Origin of the sequence: Pseudomonas palleroniana (assembly GCF_022836895.1) — a bacterium.
Taxonomy (GTDB): domain Bacteria; phylum Pseudomonadota; class Gammaproteobacteria; order Pseudomonadales; family Pseudomonadaceae; genus Aquipseudomonas; species Aquipseudomonas palleroniana.
Window position 1 is genome coordinate 595,618 of sequence record NZ_CP092411.1, and the last position, 19,774, is coordinate 615,391.

The following is a 19,774-nucleotide window of genomic DNA, read 5'->3' on the forward strand; positions in this document are numbered from 1 at the left end:
AATGACCAAGAAGATTTTCGTAACCGACACCATCCTGCGCGACGCTCACCAATCGCTGCTCGCGACCCGCATGCGTACCGATGACATGCTGCCGATCTGCGACAAGCTCGACAAAGTCGGCTACTGGTCCCTGGAAGTCTGGGGCGGCGCGACCTTTGACGCTTGCGTGCGTTTCCTGAAAGAAGACCCCTGGGAGCGCCTGCGCAAACTGCGCGCCGCGTTGCCTAACACCCGCCTGCAAATGCTGCTGCGTGGCCAGAACCTGCTGGGCTACCGCCACTACAGCGACGACGTGGTCAAAGCGTTTGTCGCCAAGGCCGCCGTGAATGGCATCGACGTGTTCCGCATCTTCGACGCGATGAACGATGTGCGTAACCTGCGCGTGGCCATCGAAGCGGTGAAAGCCGCCGGCAAACATGCCCAGGGCACGATCGCCTACACCACCAGCCCCGTGCACACCATCGACGCGTTTGTGGCCCAGGCCAAGCAGATGGAATCCATGGGCTGCGACTCGGTCGCGATCAAAGACATGGCTGGCCTGCTGACCCCGTATGCCACCGGCGAACTGGTCAAGGCCTTGAAAGCCGAGCAAAGCCTGCCGGTGTTCATTCACTCTCACGACACCGCCGGCCTGGCCGCGATGTGCCAACTCAAGGCCATTGAAAACGGCGCCGATCATATCGATACCGCGATTTCCAGCTTCGCCTGGGGCACCAGCCATCCGGGCACCGAATCGATGGTCGCGGCCCTTAAAGGCAGCGAGTTCGACACCGGCCTCGACCTGGAGCTGCTGCAGGAAATCGGTCTGTACTTCTACGCCGTGCGCAAGAAGTACCACCAGTTCGAAAGCGAATTCACTGCGGTCGACACCCGCGTGCAAGTCAACCAGGTACCGGGCGGGATGATTTCCAACCTGGCCAACCAGTTGAAGGAGCAGGGCGCCCTCAACCGCATGGGCGAAGTACTGGCTGAAATCCCGCGTGTGCGCGAAGACCTGGGTTTCCCGCCGCTGGTCACGCCGACCTCGCAGATCGTCGGTACCCAGGCGTTTTTCAACGTGTTGGCCGGTGAACGCTACAAGACCATCACTAACGAAGTGAAGCTGTACCTGCAGGGTGGCTACGGCAAGGCGCCAGGCACGGTGAACGAGAAGTTGCGTCGCCAGGCCATCGGTAGTGAAGACGTGATAGACGTGCGCCCGGCCGACCTGCTCAAGCCGGAAATGACCAAGCTGCGCGGCGAGATCGGCGCATTGGCCAAGTCCGAAGAAGACGTGCTGACCTACGCCATGTTCCCGGACATCGGCCGCAAGTTCCTCGAAGAACGCGAGGCCGGCACCCTGGCGCCGGAAGTCTTGTTGCCGATCCCAGAAGCCGGCGGCGTGGCCCGCGCCGGTGGCGAAGGTGTACCGACCGAGTTCGTCATCGACGTGCACGGCGAAAGCTACCGCGTGGATATCACCGGTGTTGGTGTGAAGGCCGAAGGCAAACGGCATTTCTACCTGTCCATTGATGGCATGCCGGAAGAAGTGGTGTTCGAACCGCTCAACGAGTTTGTCAGCAGCGGCGGCAGCAAGCGCAAGCACGCCAGCGCGCCGGGCCATGTGAGCACGGCAATGCCGGGCAATATTGTTGATGTGCTGGTCAAGGAAGGCGACGTGGTCAAGGCCGGCCAGGCCGTGCTGATCACCGAAGCCATGAAGATGGAAACCGAAGTGCAGGCCGCCATTGCCGGCAAGGTCACTGCGGTGCATGTGGCTAAGGGCGACCGGGTCAACCCGGGTGAAATCCTGATCGAAGTCGAAGGCTGATCCACAGCCTTCGACACTACCGCTTAAACCTCGGGGGGCATGTGCCCCCTTTTTTTGCCTGGCGCTCGGGCGGTCCGGCCTTAGAACGTCATCGCCCACTGCCCCATCAAGCCGTGGTTGCGACTGCGGCTGCCAACCTCGGCGGTATAGGCCAGGCCTACGCTATGTTCGGCCGACAGCGTCATGTCCACACCGGTACGCAATGCCAGGCTGTCACGGTCCAGGGAGGTGCCGACGATGGTGAATTCACTGTTGAAATCGTCGCGTTTTTCCTGGGCGAAGGACTGGCGCACGCGGCTGTCGACGTTGCCATACAGATGTTTCCAGTGGGTGCTCAGGTGCGGTTTGAGGGCGATTCGGTTACCCAGTGCAAAGTCATGACTCAAGCGCAGGCCGACGGTGCTGCTGAGGTTTTGCTGGGTCTGTGTGCCGACGTTCAGCGCGCTATAGCCGCCTTTTTCCTGGAAGCGCTCACGTTGGTAGCGCTGCAAGCCGATGCCGGCGAAGGGCTCGGCACGTAGGCCGCCAGTGTCCAGTTGATAGCCAAGCTCTGCGAAAGCGTTTTGGCTCTGAGCGGTGTACTTGCCGGTGAGGGACTCGCGGTAGCCGACGAAGTCAAAATCCACCGCGCGTTTGTTTTGCCCGGTATGCCGGCTGTAGAGCGCGCCCAGGCGTAAGGCGAACGGGCCGTCTCGGCGCACGGCATATCCACCCAGGTGCCAACTGTCCAACTCACCCTGGAAACCCTTGGTGCTCAGGTCGCTGCCCGACTTGCCACCCACTACACCGATCCGCCATGCGTGGTCGAGTGACCAGTCGGCACCCAGCAGCACGCCTTGGGTGCTTTGACTCAAGCCGGCGCTACCGTGTTGGGCATTGAGCCGGCCGCCGCTTCCCAGGCCCTGGAGCCAAAAGCGCCCCGTCTCGCGGGTGTCATTATCCAACTGCCGTATTGCCGACAACAGGTTGGCGGTCAGGGGCTGCAGGCTGTTTTGAGTCGCGGTGCCCAGATTGGCGTTCTGGCTGCCGGCCAATTGTTCAAGTGTGGCGGCTAACCGGCCCGGCGCCAGGCTGCCCAGGTAATGGCCGTACTCCTCGAGTTGGTGCTTTTCCCATTCGCTCAATGCGTCCGATGCCAGCAGTGCGTCGACTGCGGAGTCCAGCACGCGGGCGACGCTCAGGCCGTTACGGCTGCCGGCATGGTCGGCAAAATAAAACTCTTCAGGCGCAGGCTCCACCGGGCCGACATGCGCTTTTTCGCTGCTCTGCGCGGCTGGCGCAAACCACTCGCTGTCTGGCTCCATATCGCCACGTGCCTGAGCGCAGTGAGCGCTGGTGGCTCCCAGCAGCAGGGTGATAGCGAGTGCGAATTGCTTGTGTATAAACGTCATCTAAACCCACCTCTTCATGTATGAGGCGGTGGAATTTAGCGGGGGGCAGAAGGGATAACTGTCAGGCCGGCTACCCCTCGTTTGCGGGAGATGTCTCTAGTCTGCTGCGATTAAAATTGCGCCCAGGCGGCAGGCCGCGGTGTCCCTTTTGGCTTTCATCGCTTGGCATAACCCTTACCGTAGTGCCGCTCCATACGGGCCTGGATCAGTTCCAGCGCCAGCGACATCACCCAGTAGATGATCGCCGCCGTGGTGAGCATCTCGATATAGCGATAGCTTGAACGACCGTAGGACTGCGCCAGGAACATCACTTCCCACACGCCCATCACCGAGATCAGGGACGAGTCCTTGAGCATTGAGATGAACTGGTTGGTGGCGGGCGGAACAATGGTGCGCATGGCCTGGGGCAGGGTGACGTGCCAGAAGATCGCACTGTCGCGCATACCCAGGGCCAGGGCGGCTTCGCGTTGGCCATGAGGTACGCCCAGGATCCCGGCGCGGAAAATCTCGCTCAGGTAGGCGCCATAATTCAGCGACAGCGCGATGATGCCGGCGACGATCGCGCCCGGCACCAGGCCCAGTTGTGGCAGGCCCAGGTAGATCAGCAGGATCTGGATAAGCAGTGGCGTACCGCGAAAGAACGAGGCGTAAAAACTGGCAATGCCAAACGCCACGGCACTTTTCGACAGGCGCCCCAGAGCGGTGATAAAGCCCAACACCGATGACGCCAGCATTGAGCACAGGCACAGGAAGAGCGTCAATGCGGCGCCTTGCAGGAAGCCGTTGGGCGCCAAGTGCAGGCCGACCAGGTTGGGCAACTTGTCGAGGATGATCGAGAACTTCAGGTCAAAGCTCAGGAAGAAGCTGGCAAACAGGGCGAACAGCGCCGCCCAAGTAAGGTACAGCCGTGTGCGAAAGCCCAGCAGGCGCTGCAGCAAGGGTGGTCTGGACGGTGTCATCGGCTGATATCGGCGCCAATCCATTTTTGCGACAGCGCGCTCAAGGTGCCGTCCTGTTTGAGCTGGGCAAAGACCTCACGCACCTTGCTGTCCCACGCCGCGTCGCCTTTCTCGATGGCGACCGAGTTGGGCTCCGAGTACAGCGGCTCGCCGGCCAGCTTGAAGCGCTTGTCTTCGGTCAGGCGCGGCTGGGCGGTAACCAGGTTGGTGAGGATGGCGTCCAGGCGCACGCCGGCGCCCAGGCCGAGGTCCTGGAAGGCGACGTTGTCGGTGTCGTACGGGGCGATCTGCACGTTCTCGAACGGGTACTGCAATGGCGTGTCTTCGGCGCCTTCGATCACCAGGTTCTTGTTCAGGTAGCTTTCGTAACTGGAGGCGCTGGTAAGGCCGACTTTCTTGCCGCTCAGATCCTTGGCCGTGTGGATGCGCTCGTCCTTGGCATTGACCACGATCACTGCCGGCGAGGCGTAGTACTCCACCGGGAAATCAAACACTTCGGCGCGGGCTTTGCTCGGGGTCATCGAGCAGATGCAAATGTCGTAGCGCCCGCTCCAGCGGCCGGCGGCGATCACGTCCCATGAGGGCGTTTCCAGGCGCAGCTTCACGCCCAGTTTCTGTGCCACAGCCTTTGCCACGTCAACGTCGAAGCCACTCAGCTGGTTCTGGTCGTTGAGGAACGAAAATGGCGGGTAACTTTCCATCAGCACGCCCACCAGCTCTTTTTTCTGCTCGATGCGATCCAGCGTGGCGCCACCGAAGGCTTGGGTGCAAGTCGCCAGTGTCAGCAGGCCCAAGGCCAACAGGGGTTTAAGTTTCACGAATGACACCTTTAGAAAAAAGAGTTGTGATGCAGCGAATTCAGCGTATTAAATAGTTATAAAAACGACTCTCATAGTGAGTTATTTTCATAAGCTTATGAGTAAAAAGCATATGGGCGCAGAAACAGTGATTCTCGATGGTGGCATGGGCCGTGAACTGCAACGCCGTGGCGCGCCGTTCCGTCAGCCGGAGTGGTCGGCTTTGGCGTTGAGCGAGGCGCCGCAGGCGGTGGAGGCGGTGCATGCGGCTTATATCGACAGTGGCGCGAACGTGATCACCAGCAATAGCTATGCGGTGGTGCCGTTTCATATTGGTGAGCAGCAGTTTGCGGCGCAAGGCCAGGCACTGGCGGCCCTGGCGGGTGAGTTGGCGCGGCGGGCGGTAACGGCCTCGGGTAAACATGTACGGGTGGCCGGTTCGTTGCCGCCGTTGTTTGGCTCATATCGTCCGGATTTATTTGAAGCGCAGCGTGTATCCGAGCTACTCACACCGCTGGTGCAAGGCCTGGCGCCTCACGTTGACCTGTGGCTGGCGGAAACCCAAAGCTCGATTGTCGAAGCGCGGGCGATCAAGGCCGGTCTGCCTCAGGATGGCAAGCCGTTCTGGCTGTCGTTTACCTTGAAGGACGAAGACACCGACGAAGTACCACGGCTGCGCTCCGGCGAGCCGGTGGCGGACGCGGCCGAGGCGGCTGCGCAGTTGGGCGTGCAGGTGCTGTTGTTCAACTGCAGCCAGCCGGAAGTGATCGGCGCGGCGATTGATGCTGCGCGCCAGACCTTCGAGCGACTGGGCGTAGCGATCCAGATCGGTGCCTACGCCAATGCCTTCCCTCCGCAGCCCAAGGAAGCCACGGCCAACGATGGCCTCGACCCGTTGCGCGACGACCTCGACCCACCTGGCTACCTGCACTGGGCCGCTGATTGGCAGGCGCGCGGTGCCAGCCATCTGGGCGGTTGCTGCGGGATCGGGCCTGAGCATATTGCGGTGCTGGCCCAGAAGCTGGGGTAGTTGGCCGATGCAATTGCAATGTGGCAGGGAACAAACTCCCTGCCACAGGCATCATGCGTCGTCCAGGAAGGTCAGGCCCGGCACTGCGCCAGGGTTTTCAACTGGCCTGATCCTGTCTGATTGGCTTCTGATAACCATGCCTCAAAGCCTGCGCCAATTGCCGCCCACTCCGCGTCGATGATGGAATACCACGCGGTGTCCCGGTTCTGCCCCTTGACCACCATGTGCTGGCGGAACACGCCTTCAAAGCTGAACCCCAGACGCTCGGCCGCGTATTTGGAGCGGGCGTTGGCGTTGTTGCACTTCCATTCCAGGCGGCGGTAGCCCTGTTCGAAGGCATACCTGGCCAGCAGGTATACCGCTTCGGTGCTTTTCGGTGAGCGCTGCATCGGCGCCCCGAAGGTGACGTGGCCGATCTCGATACGGCCTTGGGCCGGGACAATGGACATCAGGCTGAGGATGCCTTGGACCTGACCGCTGGCGCGGTCGATCACGCTGAAAAAATACGGGTCGCTGTGAGCTGCGTGATTATTCAACCAGTCATTGAAGGCGCTGCGCTCAGGGAAAGGGCCGTAAGGCAGGTAGTCCCACAGTTTCGGGTCGGCACCGGGGCCTTGAAGCGCTTGGAACAGATCGTCGGCATGGCGCGCCGGGTCGAGTTTTTCCAGGCGTATAAAGCGTCCTTCAAGCCGTTGCACGGTAGGCGCCGGGACGTCTTTCCAGTCGGCGGGGGAAATGCACATGCTGCGCTCCTTAAAGGCCTTTGCGAAATTGAATGAAACCCGGGCGTTCGGCGATGCGTTCATACAGCTGGATCGCCGTGGCGTTGGTTTCGTGGGTCAGCCAATGGACCTTGCAGCAACCATCGGCCTTGGCGGTGGTGTAGACGAATTCGATCAACTGACGACCGACGCCGGTGCCGCGTTGAGCGGGGTCCACCAGCAAGTCCTGCAGGTAGCAGGAGTTTTCAATGCTCCAGTTGGAGCGATGGTAGATGAAGTTGACCATACCCACCGCCTTGCCGTCCTGCCAGGCCAGCGCCGAATGGGTCGGCTCATTGGCGTCGAGCAAACGCTGCCAGGTGCTTTGGCTCACCGCGTCCGGCAGTTCAGTGTTGTAGAACTGCAAATACGCTTGCCACAACGGCAGCCAGGCGGCGTGGTCGGCAGCAGTCACCTGGCGGATGTCGGTCGGGTTCATTCTGAAACTCCTTGGGGAATAAAGCGCGCGAGGGTCTGGTCACGCACGTCAGGGCTTGCGGCCAGGCCTTCGCGAACGCCGGCAACGTCGGCCGCGCTGCGGTTCTGGCTGAGTTTGCGCTTGCCGATCAGGCGGTCGATCGGCAGGGCAAAGCCGACGATGGCCCTGAGCATGCCGTCAATGTAGTCGGCCGGGGCGTCGCTGACTTTCCACGGTTGGCTGCGATTGCCTTCATGACGGTCGGTGAGCGCACTGACCAGCTTGAGCAAGCGTGCGGCGTCGGTGAACACCTCGGCCTTGCCGTAAGCGTGCACGGCGATGTAGTTCCAGGTGGGCACCACTTTGCCGTGCTCGGCCTTGGCCGGATAAAAGGCCGGGCTGATGTAGGCTTCGGCGCCGGCAAAGATCACCAGGGCGTCGCTGCCATTTTGCAGCGCTTGCCACTGTGGGTTGGCCTTGGCCAGGTGCCCATAAAGCGTGCCGTTGGGGCCTTCATCGGGGTTGAGCAACAGCGGCAGGTGGCTGGCTTGCAGGCCCTGTTCGCCAAAGGTTACCAACTGCGCCAAGCGGGTGTGCTGGATCAGTTGCTGGATTTCGGGCAGGTCATCGAGGGCAAAGGCACGCGGTGTGTACATGGAGATTTTCCTTGGCGAATGCCTGCATCCTAGGCAGGCTATTGGTTCGTTGTAAGAGCCATCTAGGGTCAATTTCATAGGTCCAATATGCCGCCTGTTTTGCCGCCGATGTCATTCAACCCCGCCGGAATCGAGCTGGATCGCTGCCAAGGTCTGACTCGCCAGCTGTATGACGCCTTGCGCCAGCGGGTGCTGGACGGGCGGCTGGTCAGCGGCACGCGCTTGCCGGCTAGCCGTGATTTGGCGGCGGCGTTGTCGATTTCGCGCAACAGCGTGGTGCGCGCTTACGACCAGCTCTACGCCGAGGGCTTTATCGAGAGCCGGGTCGGTGATGGCACCTATGTAGCCCAACTGCCCACCGCAAAAAAACTATCCACAAAACTGTCCACAGGGTTTTCAACAGGCTTATCCCCAACCTTATCCACAAACGCGGCGAATTTGCCGGAAAATCTGGATGACGAAGTTATCCACAGTGCCGGTGTCGAGCGGATAAAAACCAACCACCTGTCTCAGCCTCCGTCGGGTCCGCCACGGGCATTTCGCGTGGGCGTACCGGCGTTCGATCTGTTCCCGTTCGAGGTGTGGGCCAAGCTGAATGGGGCGTTCTGGCGCAAGCCGGATCTGGAGCAACTCTGTTACGGGGACCCGGCTGGCGATGCTCGCTTGCGCGGGTTGATTGCCGCTTACCTGCGCAGCTCACGTGGCTTGCAATGCACGGCTGAACAAATAGTGATCACCAGCGGCGCGCAGCAGGCAATCAGCCTTTGTGCACAGTTGCTGGTAGAGCCTGGCGATGCAGTGGCAGTGGAAAACCCCGGTTATCGTGCTGCCGGCCATGCGTTCGCCCTGGCCGGTGGGCGACTGCACGGAGTACCGGTGGACAACGAGGGTATCGACTGCCAGGTACTCAATACCCTTGCCGATTGCCGCGTGGCTTATGTCACGCCCTCCCATCAATACCCGCTGGGTGTGGTGATGAGCCTGGCCCGACGCCTGGAACTGCTGGCCTGGGCCGAGCGTACGGGCGGCTGGATCATCGAGGACGACTACGATGGCGAGTACCGCTACAGCGGCGCGCCCTTGTCGCCATTGGCGGCCCTGGCTCGCAGTGGGCGGGTGCTGTATGTCGGCACGTTCGGCAAAGTAGCGTTCCCGGCCCTGCGCCTGGGTTATCTGGTATTACCGCCGGGGCTGGTGGACGCCTTCTCCCGGCGCCGTCGTCGACATGCGCCACTCGGAAGTCAGCACCCAGGCGGTGATGGCCGAATTCATGGCGGCCGGGCACTTCCAGCGGCATATCCGCCGTATGCGCCGGGCTGCCTTGAGCCGGCGCAACGCGTTGCTCGCGGGTTGGCCGGACGGGTTGGGGGGGTATCGGCGAACTGCCCAGCGTGGCCGCTGGGCTGCACCTGACCGTGCGGGTGGAGACATTGGCGCGCGAACAGCAACTGCTCGCCCAGGCCCGTGAGGTGGGGGTGGAAGTCAACGGCCTGAGCAGTTACTGGCTGCCCCAATCAAGCACGCCGGTTGACCAGCGCGCTGGCCTGGTGATGGGGTTTGCCGCCGTGCCGGAGGTAGAAATTGCACTCGCGCTCAAGCGTCTGCGCGCCGCATGGCAGTCCGGATAATTAACTACCGTCTGGCCGGGTGAAGAGGCCAATACCGTGAGGGCTTCCTGTGTCTTTGCTCTAGGTAGACGATCATGCCCGACCCACTTTCCCCACCCCCCGTTGTCGATGCGCTGCAGTTGCGCACCAGCCAGTTGTTCGCTTTACGCCCCACCCTTGGCACTTTAGGCATTACTCAGGCCCAGCTCGATGCCGACCCGGAGGCGGTGCTTGAGTATTACGCCGAGCAGTTGATCGAGTTCTTCTGCGCGCCCGGCCCGGCGTCGGAAACTCGCTGGCGCGAGTTATCGCAGATGCTTGCACAGCGGCTGCGTAAGGTTCTGCGCAAGCAGGCAGATCCCGTCATCCGCAGGCTGCTCCAGGCTGTGCTCGCGTTTCCCGACAGCGGCGAGCGGACCTCCACGATTGAGGCCTATGGCGTTCAACGGCACAACGACCTCGCATTGGCGATCGTGGGGGCCGGTACAACGCTGATCTACTCCGTGAGACATGGCCTTGAGGTTTTTACGTCTGCTCAGCAGGCCGAGGTGTTGGTAGACGCTGAGCGGCTTGAGCATGACGTCTTCGAGGGCTGGGCGCTGTGTGGGCTGGAAGCGGCGTTGCAACGTATCGATGCGATTGACCTCAGTGAAAGCCCGCGCCTTGAGCCTCTGGATCGACAACTGGCCTGGGCGACCCGGTTCCGTGATTTCTTCGAGCAGGACCCCGAGCCGCAGGGGCTGCGTGAATCGTTACCGTCCTGGCTGAAAGAAGCCTCGCGCACGGGGCGATTGGCTTACAGCAGGCTGTTGGTGAGAGCCGCCTGGGCCTATCAGAAATATTGCGTCCGCACCCAGCTCGACGACCTGCCGGAGGACGACGCCGCGCACCAAGCCTGCTTCGCTCGGGAAATGGCCATGGACCTCTGCAAGGTGGCGTTGGAATACAGTCTTCAAGGTCTGGCGGGGGTTACGCTCGAGGGTTATTACCGGCTTCGCGCAGCCGTGAGAACTTACGCGACCCATCGTCACGTGCAGGGCGAGCCGATGGTGTTCAGGCGGTTGGCGGATGAGTCAGGCTACCTGATCGGTGCTGGGAGCGATGAGGTCGGCCCCTGGTTGGTGTTTCGGCCGTGGTTGGCACAGGTCTTCCAACAAGTGATGACTGCCCCTGCATCTGGCGCGGTGTTGTCCCAGCCTTTCGCTGAAATGTTCTTGACCCGCAAGATGCTGCTCGCAAGCCCCTTCAAGACGCAGGTTACGCAAAATGCTCAAGTACCCTGGCGCGACGGCGTTCGCTGGATGCGGCAGGTGGCCCTGCTACTGGTTTATCCCGCCAGGCCACAAGGCCAGGAACCTGCGTCGCCACACCCGCGCGTCAAGCGGCTGGATGCGGCGTGGGCGGGGGCACGGCAGGTGCTTTCGGCAGTCCAGCAGCATCAATTGGCGGCGATAGCACACCCGTCAAAGGTAGGCGAGATGATTCATGAGGGGGTCCATAAAGGTCTGCACCTCTTCGATAACGGGCTCGTCTACAACAAGGACGAGAACCACTTCTACGTGCTGTCGCACATTCGCATCAGCCCTGTCTTTAATATCAACAGCCCGGTCTACCAGGTGGTCGATCGGCCGCAAAAGCCCGTAACCCTGGGGCCCGACATCATCAGTAATGACCAAGGTCAGTGGGACATCCGCCGGGTGCCGCGGCTCAAGCGTGATGTGCGAGGGCTGAGTGTGCGTGGGCGTAAAGCATTCGATGCAGGCCAAGCCTCACTGGCCCGGGCCAACCAGGCTGGGGCCGAAACCCTGCGCCCCGGCACGCCACCGGTTGCCGCAGAGGAGCAGTTCGAGCAGCTGGCGCGTGGGTTGGACGACGCTGCCCGCGTGCTTGCGCAATTCACCCAAAGCCGCAGCAATGAGGACTGCGTTGCCTTGATCAGCCAATTGCGGGCCACTGCCCTTCAGTTGCTCAACAAAGGTCATCGCCTGCGCATCGACATGACCCGCACCAGCCAGACCCCAACCGTTGGCGATGTGGAATACCTGCTGGGGCAACGTGCGATTTGTATCCGCCGGATCAATGGCCGGGTGCCGGAAACCATCGACGGCACGGTGGACTATCTGCAGGAATACGAAGTACTGGACGTGATGGGCGGCTATCGGCCCCTGTGGTACGCGCACTTTCATTACCCCTTGCTGCACACACCGCCAGACCAGCCCTCCAAGGCGCACCTGAAATTAGCCGCGCAGCGCAGAATGGGCCGCGTCTTTGAACAGGCCGAACGCAGCGCCGGGCGCCACTCGCAGGTCTACCGTGGGCCGATCGGCACGCCCTCCGGGCGGCGTATTTTTCTGGATGTGATGTAACACGCACCGGAGCGAGCGACCTCGCTCCGGTGGGCCTTGCCACTGCGTGATCAAGTACCGGATTTGATCTTGGTCCAGGCGCGCGTCCTGGCGCGCTCGGCATCACGCGCCAGGGGTTTCAAGGTGTAGAGCGTTGCCATGGCCGCCTCGGTCGGGTACAGGTTGGGGTTGTTGCGAATGGCTGGGTCGACGTGTTCGGTCGCGTCCTTGTTCGGGTTGGGGTAGCCGACGAAATCACTGATCGGCGCAATCACCTGGGGTTGCAGCAAGTAGTTGATGAAGGTGTAGGCGTCTTGCGGGTTCTGCGCGCCTTTGGGAATGGCGAGCATGTCGAACCAGATCGGTGCGCCTTCTTTGGGCAGGCGCATGTCCACGGTGACGCCGTTCTTGGCTTCCTTGGCGCGGTTGGCGGCCTGAGAAAAACTGCCCGAGTAACCCACGGCCACGCAAAGGTCGCCGTTGGCGATATCGGCCATGTACTTGGAGGAGTGGAAGTAGGTGATGTACGGACGGATTTTCATCAACAGGGCTTGTGCCTTGTCGTAATCCTTGGGGTTGCTGCTGTTGGGGTCCAGGCCGAGGTGCTGCAGGGCCAGCGGCAGGATTTCCGACGGTGAATCCAGGAAGGCGACGCCGCATTGCTTGAGCTTGCTGATGTTTTCTTCCTTGAAGATCAGGTCCCAACTGTCCACCGGTGCATCGGGCCCCAGTGCCGCCCTGACCTTGTCTGGGTTGAAGCCGATCAGGATGGTGCCGTACATGTAGGGCACGGCGAATTTATTGCCGGGGTCGTTGGCTTCGATCAGCTTCATCAGCTTGGGGTCGAGGTGGTTCCAGTTGGGAAGCTGGCTGCGATCCAGGGGCTGGAAGACGCCCGCTTCGATCTGCTTGGCCAGGAACACGTTGGACGGCACCACCACGTCATACCCGGAGTTGCCGGTGAGCAGCTTGGCTTCCAGGGCTTCGTTGGTGTCGAAGATGTCGTACACCAGTTTGATCTGAGGGTTTTGTGCCTTGAAGTCCTCAAGGGCCTTGGGCGTGATGTAGTCGAACCAGTTGTAGACCTTGAGGGGTTTTTCTTCGGCCTGCGTCGCGCCGCTCAATACGGCGGCGCACAGGGCCAGGGTGGTGAGCATCTTCATTGGGCGGCTCCTGCTTGTTCGAAACCTTCGAGGACGTTGACGGCGTTGATACCGATTTCTGCGACGGCGTAGCCGCCTTCCATCACGAACAGCGTGGGCCTGCCAAGACGCGCGATGCGCCGGCCCATCGCCAGGTAATCCGGGCTGTCGAGTTTGAATTGCGAGATAGGGTCGTCTTTGAACGTGTCCACTCCCAGGGACACCACAATGACGTCGGCATCAAAGCGCTCGGTCTCCTGGCACGCCGCTTCGAGCGCGGCGCTCCAGGTGTCCCAGCCGGAGCCGGCCGGCAGCGGGTAGTTGAAGTTGAAGCCCTCGCCAGGCCCTTCTCCCAGCTCATCGGCATACCCCAGGAAAAACGGGAACTCAGCCTCCGGGTGGCCGTGGATGGAGGTGAAGAGCACATCGCTGCGGTCATAGAAAATCGACTGGGTGCCGTTGCCGTGGTGGTAATCCACGTCGATGATCGCGACTTTTGCATGGCCCTGGTCGAGGAACGCCTGGGCTGCGATGGCGGCGTTGTTCAGGTAGCAATAACCGCCCATCAAATCACTGGCGGCGTGATGCCCGGGTGGGCGGCACAGGGCAAAGGCACTGTGGGCGCCTTGCTGGATCGCCTGCTGCGCGGTGAGCGCTACCTGTGCCGCGCTGTAGGCGGCTTGCCAGGTACCGGCGGTAATCGGCGCACCGCCGTCGAAGCTGTAGTAGCCCAGTTGGCCGTGCAAGCTGGTGGGCAACACCCGGCGCAGGGTGCGGGCAGGCCAGGTGTAGGGCAGCAGGTCGCCGTCCTGGCCGTATTCGGTCCAGCGGGCCCAGGCGTTTTTGAAAAAATCCAGATAGTCGCGGCTGTGGATGCGTTGCAGCGGGGCCAGGCCGAAGTCCTGTGGTGCCTGCACCGGTCCCAGGTCACGGTCCTTGACCCGTTGCAGCACATGGTCGGCGCGCGACGGCATTTCGAAGCAGGGCATCAATTGCCCATCCATCAATTCGCAGCGTCCGTGGTGTAGATGGTGATCGTCTGAATAGATCGTCAGCATGGGGGCTCCCGCAGGCGTGTTGTTGTGCCTTCAAGTGTTGCGGTGCGGGGGCGGCCAAGAGAATGGCAGGAGCGGCCAGAAGGGGATAAATGTGGCCAAAGACTTTGACCGTAATTCGCCCGCTAATGGCGCATCAGGCTGGGCGCGACCCCACTCCAGCGCATAAACGCGTGGCGAAAACTTGCGGTCTCGCTGAAACCCAATTGTTCGGCGATCTTGTAAATGGGCCATTGCCCTTGCGCCAGCCATTGCTTGGCCTGCTCAAAGCGCAGCTCGTCGAGTAATTGCTGGTAGCTGCAACCTAACGCATGCAGATGCCGGCGCAGGGTTCGTGCGGAACAGTTCATCTGCGCCGCCAAGCCGTCCAGGCCGGGCGCGGCGTGCAGTTGCTCGGCCAGCAACTGGCGCACGCGGTTGAGCCAGGCCTGGCGCCCGGTGAATTCGGAGTTCTGTTTGCGGCAGCGTTCGGCCATCGCCCGATGGGTGATGGCATCGGCCAGGGGCAAGGGTTGTTGCAACCACTGGGCGTCGAACGCAAAGCCGTTGTGCCGTGCGTCAAACTGCAAAGGGCAGTCGAAACGCTCCGCGTATCGCGGGTGGTAGGCGGGTGCCGGGTAGTCGAAACGCGCTTCACGCAACGGCAGCGGGCCGCCGAGCAAGTCATCGCAAATGACTTTCATCGACACCAGGCAAAACTCCACATTGAACGCCGCCAGCGCGGGATTTTCCCGATAGTCGCCGGCGGTCAGCCAAATCTGTTCGCCGTCTTCCACCAGGCTGAGTTCAAAAAGTGTTCCCAACAGCGCCGGGTAGCGTAGCGCCAGACGCAAAGCGTCACCTAAGGTGGCACTCGTCAACAGCGCATAACCGAGCAGACCGTAGGACGACACGTGCATGCGCTGGCCCAGTTCCAGGCCAATGTCCTGGCGCAGGGCTACGGCATTGGCGCATACGCGCATCTCCTGGCAGGTGGTGATGCGCGTGTCGGCGCGGCGCAGGTCTGCTATGCCAATGCCGCTGCCGGCCAGTAATACCTCGGCCGGCTGGCCCTGGTCCTTGAACGTCGCCAGGACCAGAGATACGGCGTTGAGAGTCGTGAGGTGTGAATGCAGCATGGGGACACCCGCGCGAAGAAGTGCACTGGCGCAGCAAATTGCATGCCGTGCCCCTGGTGGCGATTAACGACTGGACTCGGATTTTGGGCGCTCGAAAAACAGCTCACGGGCTTGCTGCAGGCTGATCTCGCTGCGGTAGTAGGCAACGGCTTGTTGATGGTTCAAGCCTTTGGGCGAGTCGGCGGCGGCGCCCTGGCTGTGCTCGGCTGGAGTCTTCAGGCGTGCAGATAACATCGACTTGTCCGGTGTCCAGTTGGCACTGTAGTGAAAGTGGGCATACCAGAGCACTTCGCGCGTCACGCGGTCGCTGATGGTGTACTCATCCAGATAGTCAGGCGTGTGGGACTTGATTCGACGGCGGTTCACGGTTTTCTTGATGGCGATCGTATTGTGTTGTTTAAGCCACTGCACCCCTGTCACGGTAGGAGGAGACAACTTGAGCGCCCTTTGCACCAGTTGATTACTCTGCTGATAGAGCTGGGCCAACGCGCTATCAATCGCTTTGGTCACCTCGCTCGCGGGAAGCGCCATGGCGTGGCTCTCAGTGATGTTATGTTGAGTCAGTGCCTGCTCGATGGCATTGCTTGCCTTCTCCAATCGCTGTGCGTGTTTGTGGTACAGATACTCGATCCCAAAGGGCTCACGATCGGCGAGGTTGCTGTGGGCACGGGCACGCGCTTGAAAGGCGGGCAGCCCATCGAGCAGTGCCTGGCCCTGATTGATGGTCAACTGCAGATCCACCTCAGCCGGTTCGGCGGAAGGGGACGGTGCTCTTTCGTGAAGTACCCAGACACCCTTGGATTTTTCATGGTAAGTGGCGAGGATCTGATGGGTCAGCGGTGATCGAATATCCACCAGGCCGGTTTCCAGCCCGACTTCGTTCAAGCGCGGTTCACCGATCAGCAGGCCACCGTAGCGAGTGTGGATAAACTGTTTCAACGGGCGTGGCGGGGTCGAGGGCGGGGTCGGTCGGCTCCTGAGCACTCCGCGCTCGGCACTCAATACCCCGAGGTTCTTCGCGGCGCGTCGCTGGAAGCCACTCAGCTCGCCGCGCAACTCTTGTAACTGATCGGTGATGGCGTGCGCGGAGTACTCCACGGGAAAATCCTGCAGGCGTTCGTCCAGCAGTTGAAACTGCTCGACCAGGTTGCTCAAGGTGTCAATGCGTTCATCCAGGCGTCGATCGCTGCGCTCCTCCAATGTATCGCGCAGGCATTGGATCGCAACATCCGCTGTGTCGATGATGTTGTCTATCTCCGACCAGGCCTCGGGAGCTGTCTGCAAGGTGTCCTTGGGCAAGCACAGGTTGCGGCTGAGCGACACGCGAATGGCCTTCAGGTCGTCAACGCTGTAGACCGGCATCGAGCTCTTGAGGGTATCCAGCAAAACGGCACCGTCCCTGGCCAGGCTTTTGAGCTCCCGGAATCGGCCGTGCATGTATTCCAGCTGTACAAGCAATGCGCCGGTCAGTTCGCGCATCTCACGGAAGTCTTCAATCGGGCGCTCCATGGACACCACAGCCTGGCGTTGCAGCTGCTCATGCACGATGCGCCATTTGGGTGTGAAGCGCGAAAGGATCTCGCTCAGCGTAGCCTGGGTCAGTCGGGCCTGGGCCTTGATGTAACTCAAGGCTTTTGGCGCGTATTGCGCCGTGGGTTCATGCACGTTCATTTCCTTGAGCATCTGCAAGGCCGTCTCGTACTCCATGCGTTGGGTTTGCAGGGTCTGCAGATAAGCCTGGCGCAATGCTTCAGTGGATGTGGAGGGCTGCGCATCCATCGCCTGGCGCGCGTTCTGCAACGCCTCCTGGTTGGCTTTTTTCTGGCTTTCGAATATTTCCAGCTGCCGACGTAGCTCCTCTGATTTTTGTCGGGCCAGCGCACGGGCTTTGGTGCTCATGAGTTTGGGGCCGCCTCCCCGAAGGCGCAGGCGCGTATCGATGAACCACTGGCCCTTGCTGTTGTGAACCAGCGGAGGGCCGGTACGCGAAGGGTTTCGAGCGTCGACAATCAGTACGGTTTCGCCTTCATCCACTGTGACCTGGAACCAGCGTTCGCCTACTGGCGCATACCAATGCTGCCCGCCGCGATACAGGTCTTGCCACGGGCCTGCCTCGTGGTGCGCCTCGCCCAACGTGTCAGGTTTGCTCACCTTGAAACTGTCTAGCACGGTTGCCAGGCGCGGCGGTGCGCGATTGATCGCGCCGCTGACGATCAGGGGCTGGTCATGTACGGCGAGTGCCTCTGCCGAAATCGTCGGCTGCTGGCTGGTTGTCACAGGTTCCGGGGCGGCTGGTGGCCGTGGTGCGGGCGTCGGTTCGTTGCGCACTGAACCCGCAGGGGCGCTGCGGCTGGCACTGTGCAAAGTGATGGCCATGCCGATGTTCAGCAGCAAGTCGGTAAGTGCGGTCCAGGTGGAGTCCTGCTCAGGATGGGCGCGGGTCTCCACCACCACTTGTAACTCATCCATGATCTGCCAGATCCAGGCGGCGATGCCCACGGTACGCGCGAGGAATGGCAAGGCCAGATTGAAGGTCATCCAGCCGGTGCGTTTGAACGTGGCCCAGCGGGCTTCGGCATTGGACACCGATTGCCGGTCGGCGAGGGTGACCATGGCATTGGCATTGGCGTGGTAGAGCGTCTTGAACTGGTCATCGGTGATCGTGGCCTGGCCCAGAAGCACCGGCCCGCCCATCGTCCAAACCTTGAAGGGGTCGACCATGAAATCGACCACGGCCCAGGGCGAGGGCAGGTCGCCAGGGAATACATAGCGGGCATAGTCAGTGCTCACCGTATCGGGCAGCCAGGCCAGTACGGATTCGCGCAGGTTTACTGATTGCTGCAGGGCATAGAGCAAGTTGCTGGGCGAAGGGAACTGCGACAGGGGGTTGTCGAGCAACGGCCGATACAACAGGCATGGACCGGCGGCCGGGTCCTGGGGACCGATCACGAACATATTGGCGACCTTATCCGGCGTTTTATCTGCTCGGCGAGTCGGCACAAACGCCAGTGGGCGGATCACGATGGGTTGGCCCTGCACTTGCCGGTCACTGGGCTCGGCGCGCATGACGGCTTTCACGTAGGCGTAGCCTTGCTCATCAATGGCGCTTTCGCCGCGTATCTTGCATTGCAATGCCAGCAACGGCAGTTGAATGCGCAAGTGCTCGGCATAGAGCCGCTGGCGGCGATCCGCCTCCTGTGGGTGCGCCAGCAGTTTTTCCTTGATCAGTGCCGGGTAGGTATTCCCGACATCCACCCGGCTGATCAGGCGTTCCAGGTAGTTGACGGTGAACCATTGCGGCAGCACCAGCGTGATGTGATAACGCAGGGACTTATTCCCTAATGGCAGGGCGATCAAGTTCTGCAGGGCAAGCTCCGGCAGGGTGAATGCTGTGGTCTCTATTTTTCCGGGGACGGTGAACAGGCCCCAGACCACAGGGCTGCGCACCACGATTTCGACGCCATCGAGCCACCGCGCATCAGCGTCGGGGTGATCCTTGAGCATTTCGGCTTTCAGCCGTTCAAGGGTGTACGCGTGAAGAGAGCTGATGCCTTCGTCATAGCTGCGGCCTTCGTTGGCACTGTGCAGGGTTGCCAGGTCCTTGAGGTGTCGGGCATAGGCATCCTGGTCAGAGATGGAGGCGCTGGTCAGCCAGTCGGGCAGGGCGTGTACGTATTCCTGCAAGGGCCGTGTGCTGCGTTTGGAACGCGGTGCCGGCGGCTGCGCAGGGCGGTTGCGAGGCGTGTCCGGCGTGCCCAGATCAGAAACGTCGATGGCGCCGATATCCTTGACCTGGATGCTGATCAACGCGCAGGCCAGATAATCGAAAAAATCTCCTTCCGGTTCGACGAGGCGCCACCGCTGCTTTTTATTGGCCACCGTTAGCATTGGCAGGTCTTGGCCCAGCGCTTCCAGCGAAAGGTATTTCTTGAACCCCGAGAACAGTGACTGGGTGAGAATGACTTCGGCCCCATTCTGGTTGCCGATCAGGACGCTGATCAAGTAATCATCCACATGGTTGGCCTTGCCGTCGGCATCGACTTCGTCGATATCAATCACATAAGCGCGAGGGGCATCAAAGGTCTCGCGCTTGCGTGTCGCGGCATCCGGCGTCTGGAACAGTTGACGCGCCATGAAGCAATCGTCTTCCGTCAAGCCAGGCACTTGGTTGATGTTCCAGAAGTCGCGCAACATGATCGACAAGCTGTGCCAACGTGAACCGCCGCTGTTCTCGATGCTGTTCCAGTAGTCCAATTGCGCTTGTTGATAAGCCCGCAACATTATCGGGGCCAGGATGTTCATCGCACCGGCAATATCGAGGATACGCACCGGCAGGTGCACCGCAGGCTCAACGATCGGCAACTGGGCCAAAAAATGTTGGCCTTCGAGGTAGAGCATCGGCAGGGCAAATACCGCCTGCACCACGAGAATATCGGTGAGCACCGCATAATCACGGCCAACGGGGATGACCTGGCCATCCTCGACATCCCATGATGGGGTGCCAACCACGATCGTGTTCGGGTCCATATCCCAATCGGGATACAGCGTTTTCAACTGGGCGCGCAGCATGGTTGCGGCCACTTCGCGAAACGCGGGGCCGGTACACATTTGCGCAATCAGCGCATCAAGCAGATCTGGGTCGGGCTCGGTGGAGAGAGGTAGAGGCATGGCGCTTCCTGACAGGC

The 19,774-nt window shown here is 61.2% G+C and carries 13 protein-coding genes and 1 pseudogene; 4 read left to right on the forward strand and 10 right to left on the reverse strand.

The features are described from left to right. Position 1: 1 nt before the first annotated feature. Positions 2 to 1,810: a sodium-extruding oxaloacetate decarboxylase subunit alpha gene (oadA, locus tag MJP36_RS02540; RefSeq protein WP_244384809.1), complete on the forward strand. Its 1,809-nt coding sequence runs from the start codon at positions 2 to 4 to the stop codon at positions 1,808 to 1,810. Positions 1,811 to 1,890: 80 nt separating this feature from the next. Here oadA and MJP36_RS02545 read toward each other — a convergent pair whose 3' ends face one another. The 3 genes from MJP36_RS02545 to MJP36_RS02555 all read right to left on the reverse strand — a co-directional run bounded on the left by MJP36_RS02545 (position 1,891) and on the right by MJP36_RS02555 (position 4,978). Then, entirely contained in the window at positions 1,891 to 3,201 is a 1,311-nt protein-coding gene (locus tag MJP36_RS02545) for an autotransporter outer membrane beta-barrel domain-containing protein (RefSeq protein WP_244384810.1), read from the reverse strand. Positions 3,202 to 3,356: 155 nt separating this feature from the next. Continuing rightward, a complete protein-coding gene (locus tag MJP36_RS02550; RefSeq protein ID WP_161548620.1) occupies positions 3,357 to 4,124 on the reverse strand; it encodes an amino acid ABC transporter permease in 768 nt (255 codons plus the stop codon). Between the two features lie 32 nt (positions 4,125 to 4,156). After that, entirely contained in the window at positions 4,157 to 4,978 is an 822-nt protein-coding gene (locus MJP36_RS02555; protein ID WP_198761043.1) for an ABC transporter substrate-binding protein, read from the reverse strand. 112 nt (positions 4,979 to 5,090) lie between these two features. Between MJP36_RS02555 and MJP36_RS02560 the strand changes: the two genes are divergently transcribed. Next, the gene (locus MJP36_RS02560) at positions 5,091 to 5,987 is read left to right on the forward strand and encodes a homocysteine S-methyltransferase family protein (RefSeq protein WP_244384813.1); all 897 of its coding nucleotides are present in this window, start codon (positions 5,091 to 5,093) and stop codon (positions 5,985 to 5,987) included. Positions 5,988 to 6,058: 71 nt separating this feature from the next. Here MJP36_RS02560 and MJP36_RS02565 read toward each other — a convergent pair whose 3' ends face one another. From MJP36_RS02565 to MJP36_RS02575, 3 genes are read right to left on the reverse strand one after another with little or no spacing between them, the layout of a single operon-like run. Further along, entirely contained in the window at positions 6,059 to 6,730 is a 672-nt protein-coding gene (locus MJP36_RS02565; RefSeq protein ID WP_244384817.1) for a GNAT family N-acetyltransferase, read from the reverse strand. Between the two features lie 10 nt (positions 6,731 to 6,740). After that, positions 6,741 to 7,187: a GNAT family N-acetyltransferase gene (locus tag MJP36_RS02570; protein ID WP_060756627.1), complete on the reverse strand. Its 447-nt coding sequence runs from the start codon at positions 7,185 to 7,187 to the stop codon at positions 6,741 to 6,743. Further along, positions 7,184 to 7,822, reverse strand: a complete 639-nt coding sequence (locus tag MJP36_RS02575; RefSeq protein WP_126870611.1) for an FMN-binding negative transcriptional regulator — start codon at positions 7,820 to 7,822, stop codon at positions 7,184 to 7,186. The genes MJP36_RS02570 and MJP36_RS02575 overlap by 4 nt, the downstream gene beginning before the upstream one ends. A gap of 87 nt (positions 7,823 to 7,909) precedes the next feature. Between MJP36_RS02575 and pdxR the strand changes: the two are divergent. Continuing rightward, positions 7,910 to 9,450: pseudogene (gene pdxR, locus MJP36_RS02580) on the forward strand (MocR-like pyridoxine biosynthesis transcription factor PdxR). Positions 9,451 to 9,524: 74 nt separating this feature from the next. After that, positions 9,525 to 11,795, forward strand: a complete 2,271-nt coding sequence (locus tag MJP36_RS02585) for a hypothetical protein (RefSeq protein ID WP_244384819.1) — start codon at positions 9,525 to 9,527, stop codon at positions 11,793 to 11,795. Positions 11,796 to 11,845: 50 nt separating this feature from the next. On the opposite strand, the gene MJP36_RS02590 is transcribed toward MJP36_RS02585, so the two are convergent. From MJP36_RS02590 to MJP36_RS02605, 4 genes are all read right to left on the reverse strand, one after another. Continuing rightward, positions 11,846 to 12,937 carry a polyamine ABC transporter substrate-binding protein gene (locus MJP36_RS02590; protein WP_244384821.1) on the reverse strand — a complete coding sequence of 364 codons (1,092 nt, stop codon included), beginning with the start codon at positions 12,935 to 12,937 and terminating at the stop codon, positions 11,846 to 11,848. Then, positions 12,934 to 13,974 carry a histone deacetylase family protein gene (locus tag MJP36_RS02595; protein ID WP_244384829.1) on the reverse strand — a complete coding sequence of 347 codons (1,041 nt, stop codon included), beginning with the start codon at positions 13,972 to 13,974 and terminating at the stop codon, positions 12,934 to 12,936. Before MJP36_RS02595 ends, MJP36_RS02590 begins: the two co-directional genes overlap by 4 nt. A 122-nt stretch (positions 13,975 to 14,096) precedes the next feature. Continuing rightward, the gene (locus MJP36_RS02600) at positions 14,097 to 15,089 is read right to left on the reverse strand and encodes an AraC family transcriptional regulator (protein ID WP_244384831.1); all 993 of its coding nucleotides are present in this window, start codon (positions 15,087 to 15,089) and stop codon (positions 14,097 to 14,099) included. Between the two features lie 63 nt (positions 15,090 to 15,152). Next, positions 15,153 to 19,757 (reverse strand): coiled-coil domain-containing protein, encoded by a 4,605-nt coding sequence (locus MJP36_RS02605; RefSeq protein ID WP_244384835.1) that lies wholly within the window; start codon positions 19,755 to 19,757, stop codon positions 15,153 to 15,155. Positions 19,758 to 19,774: the final 17 nt, after the last annotated feature.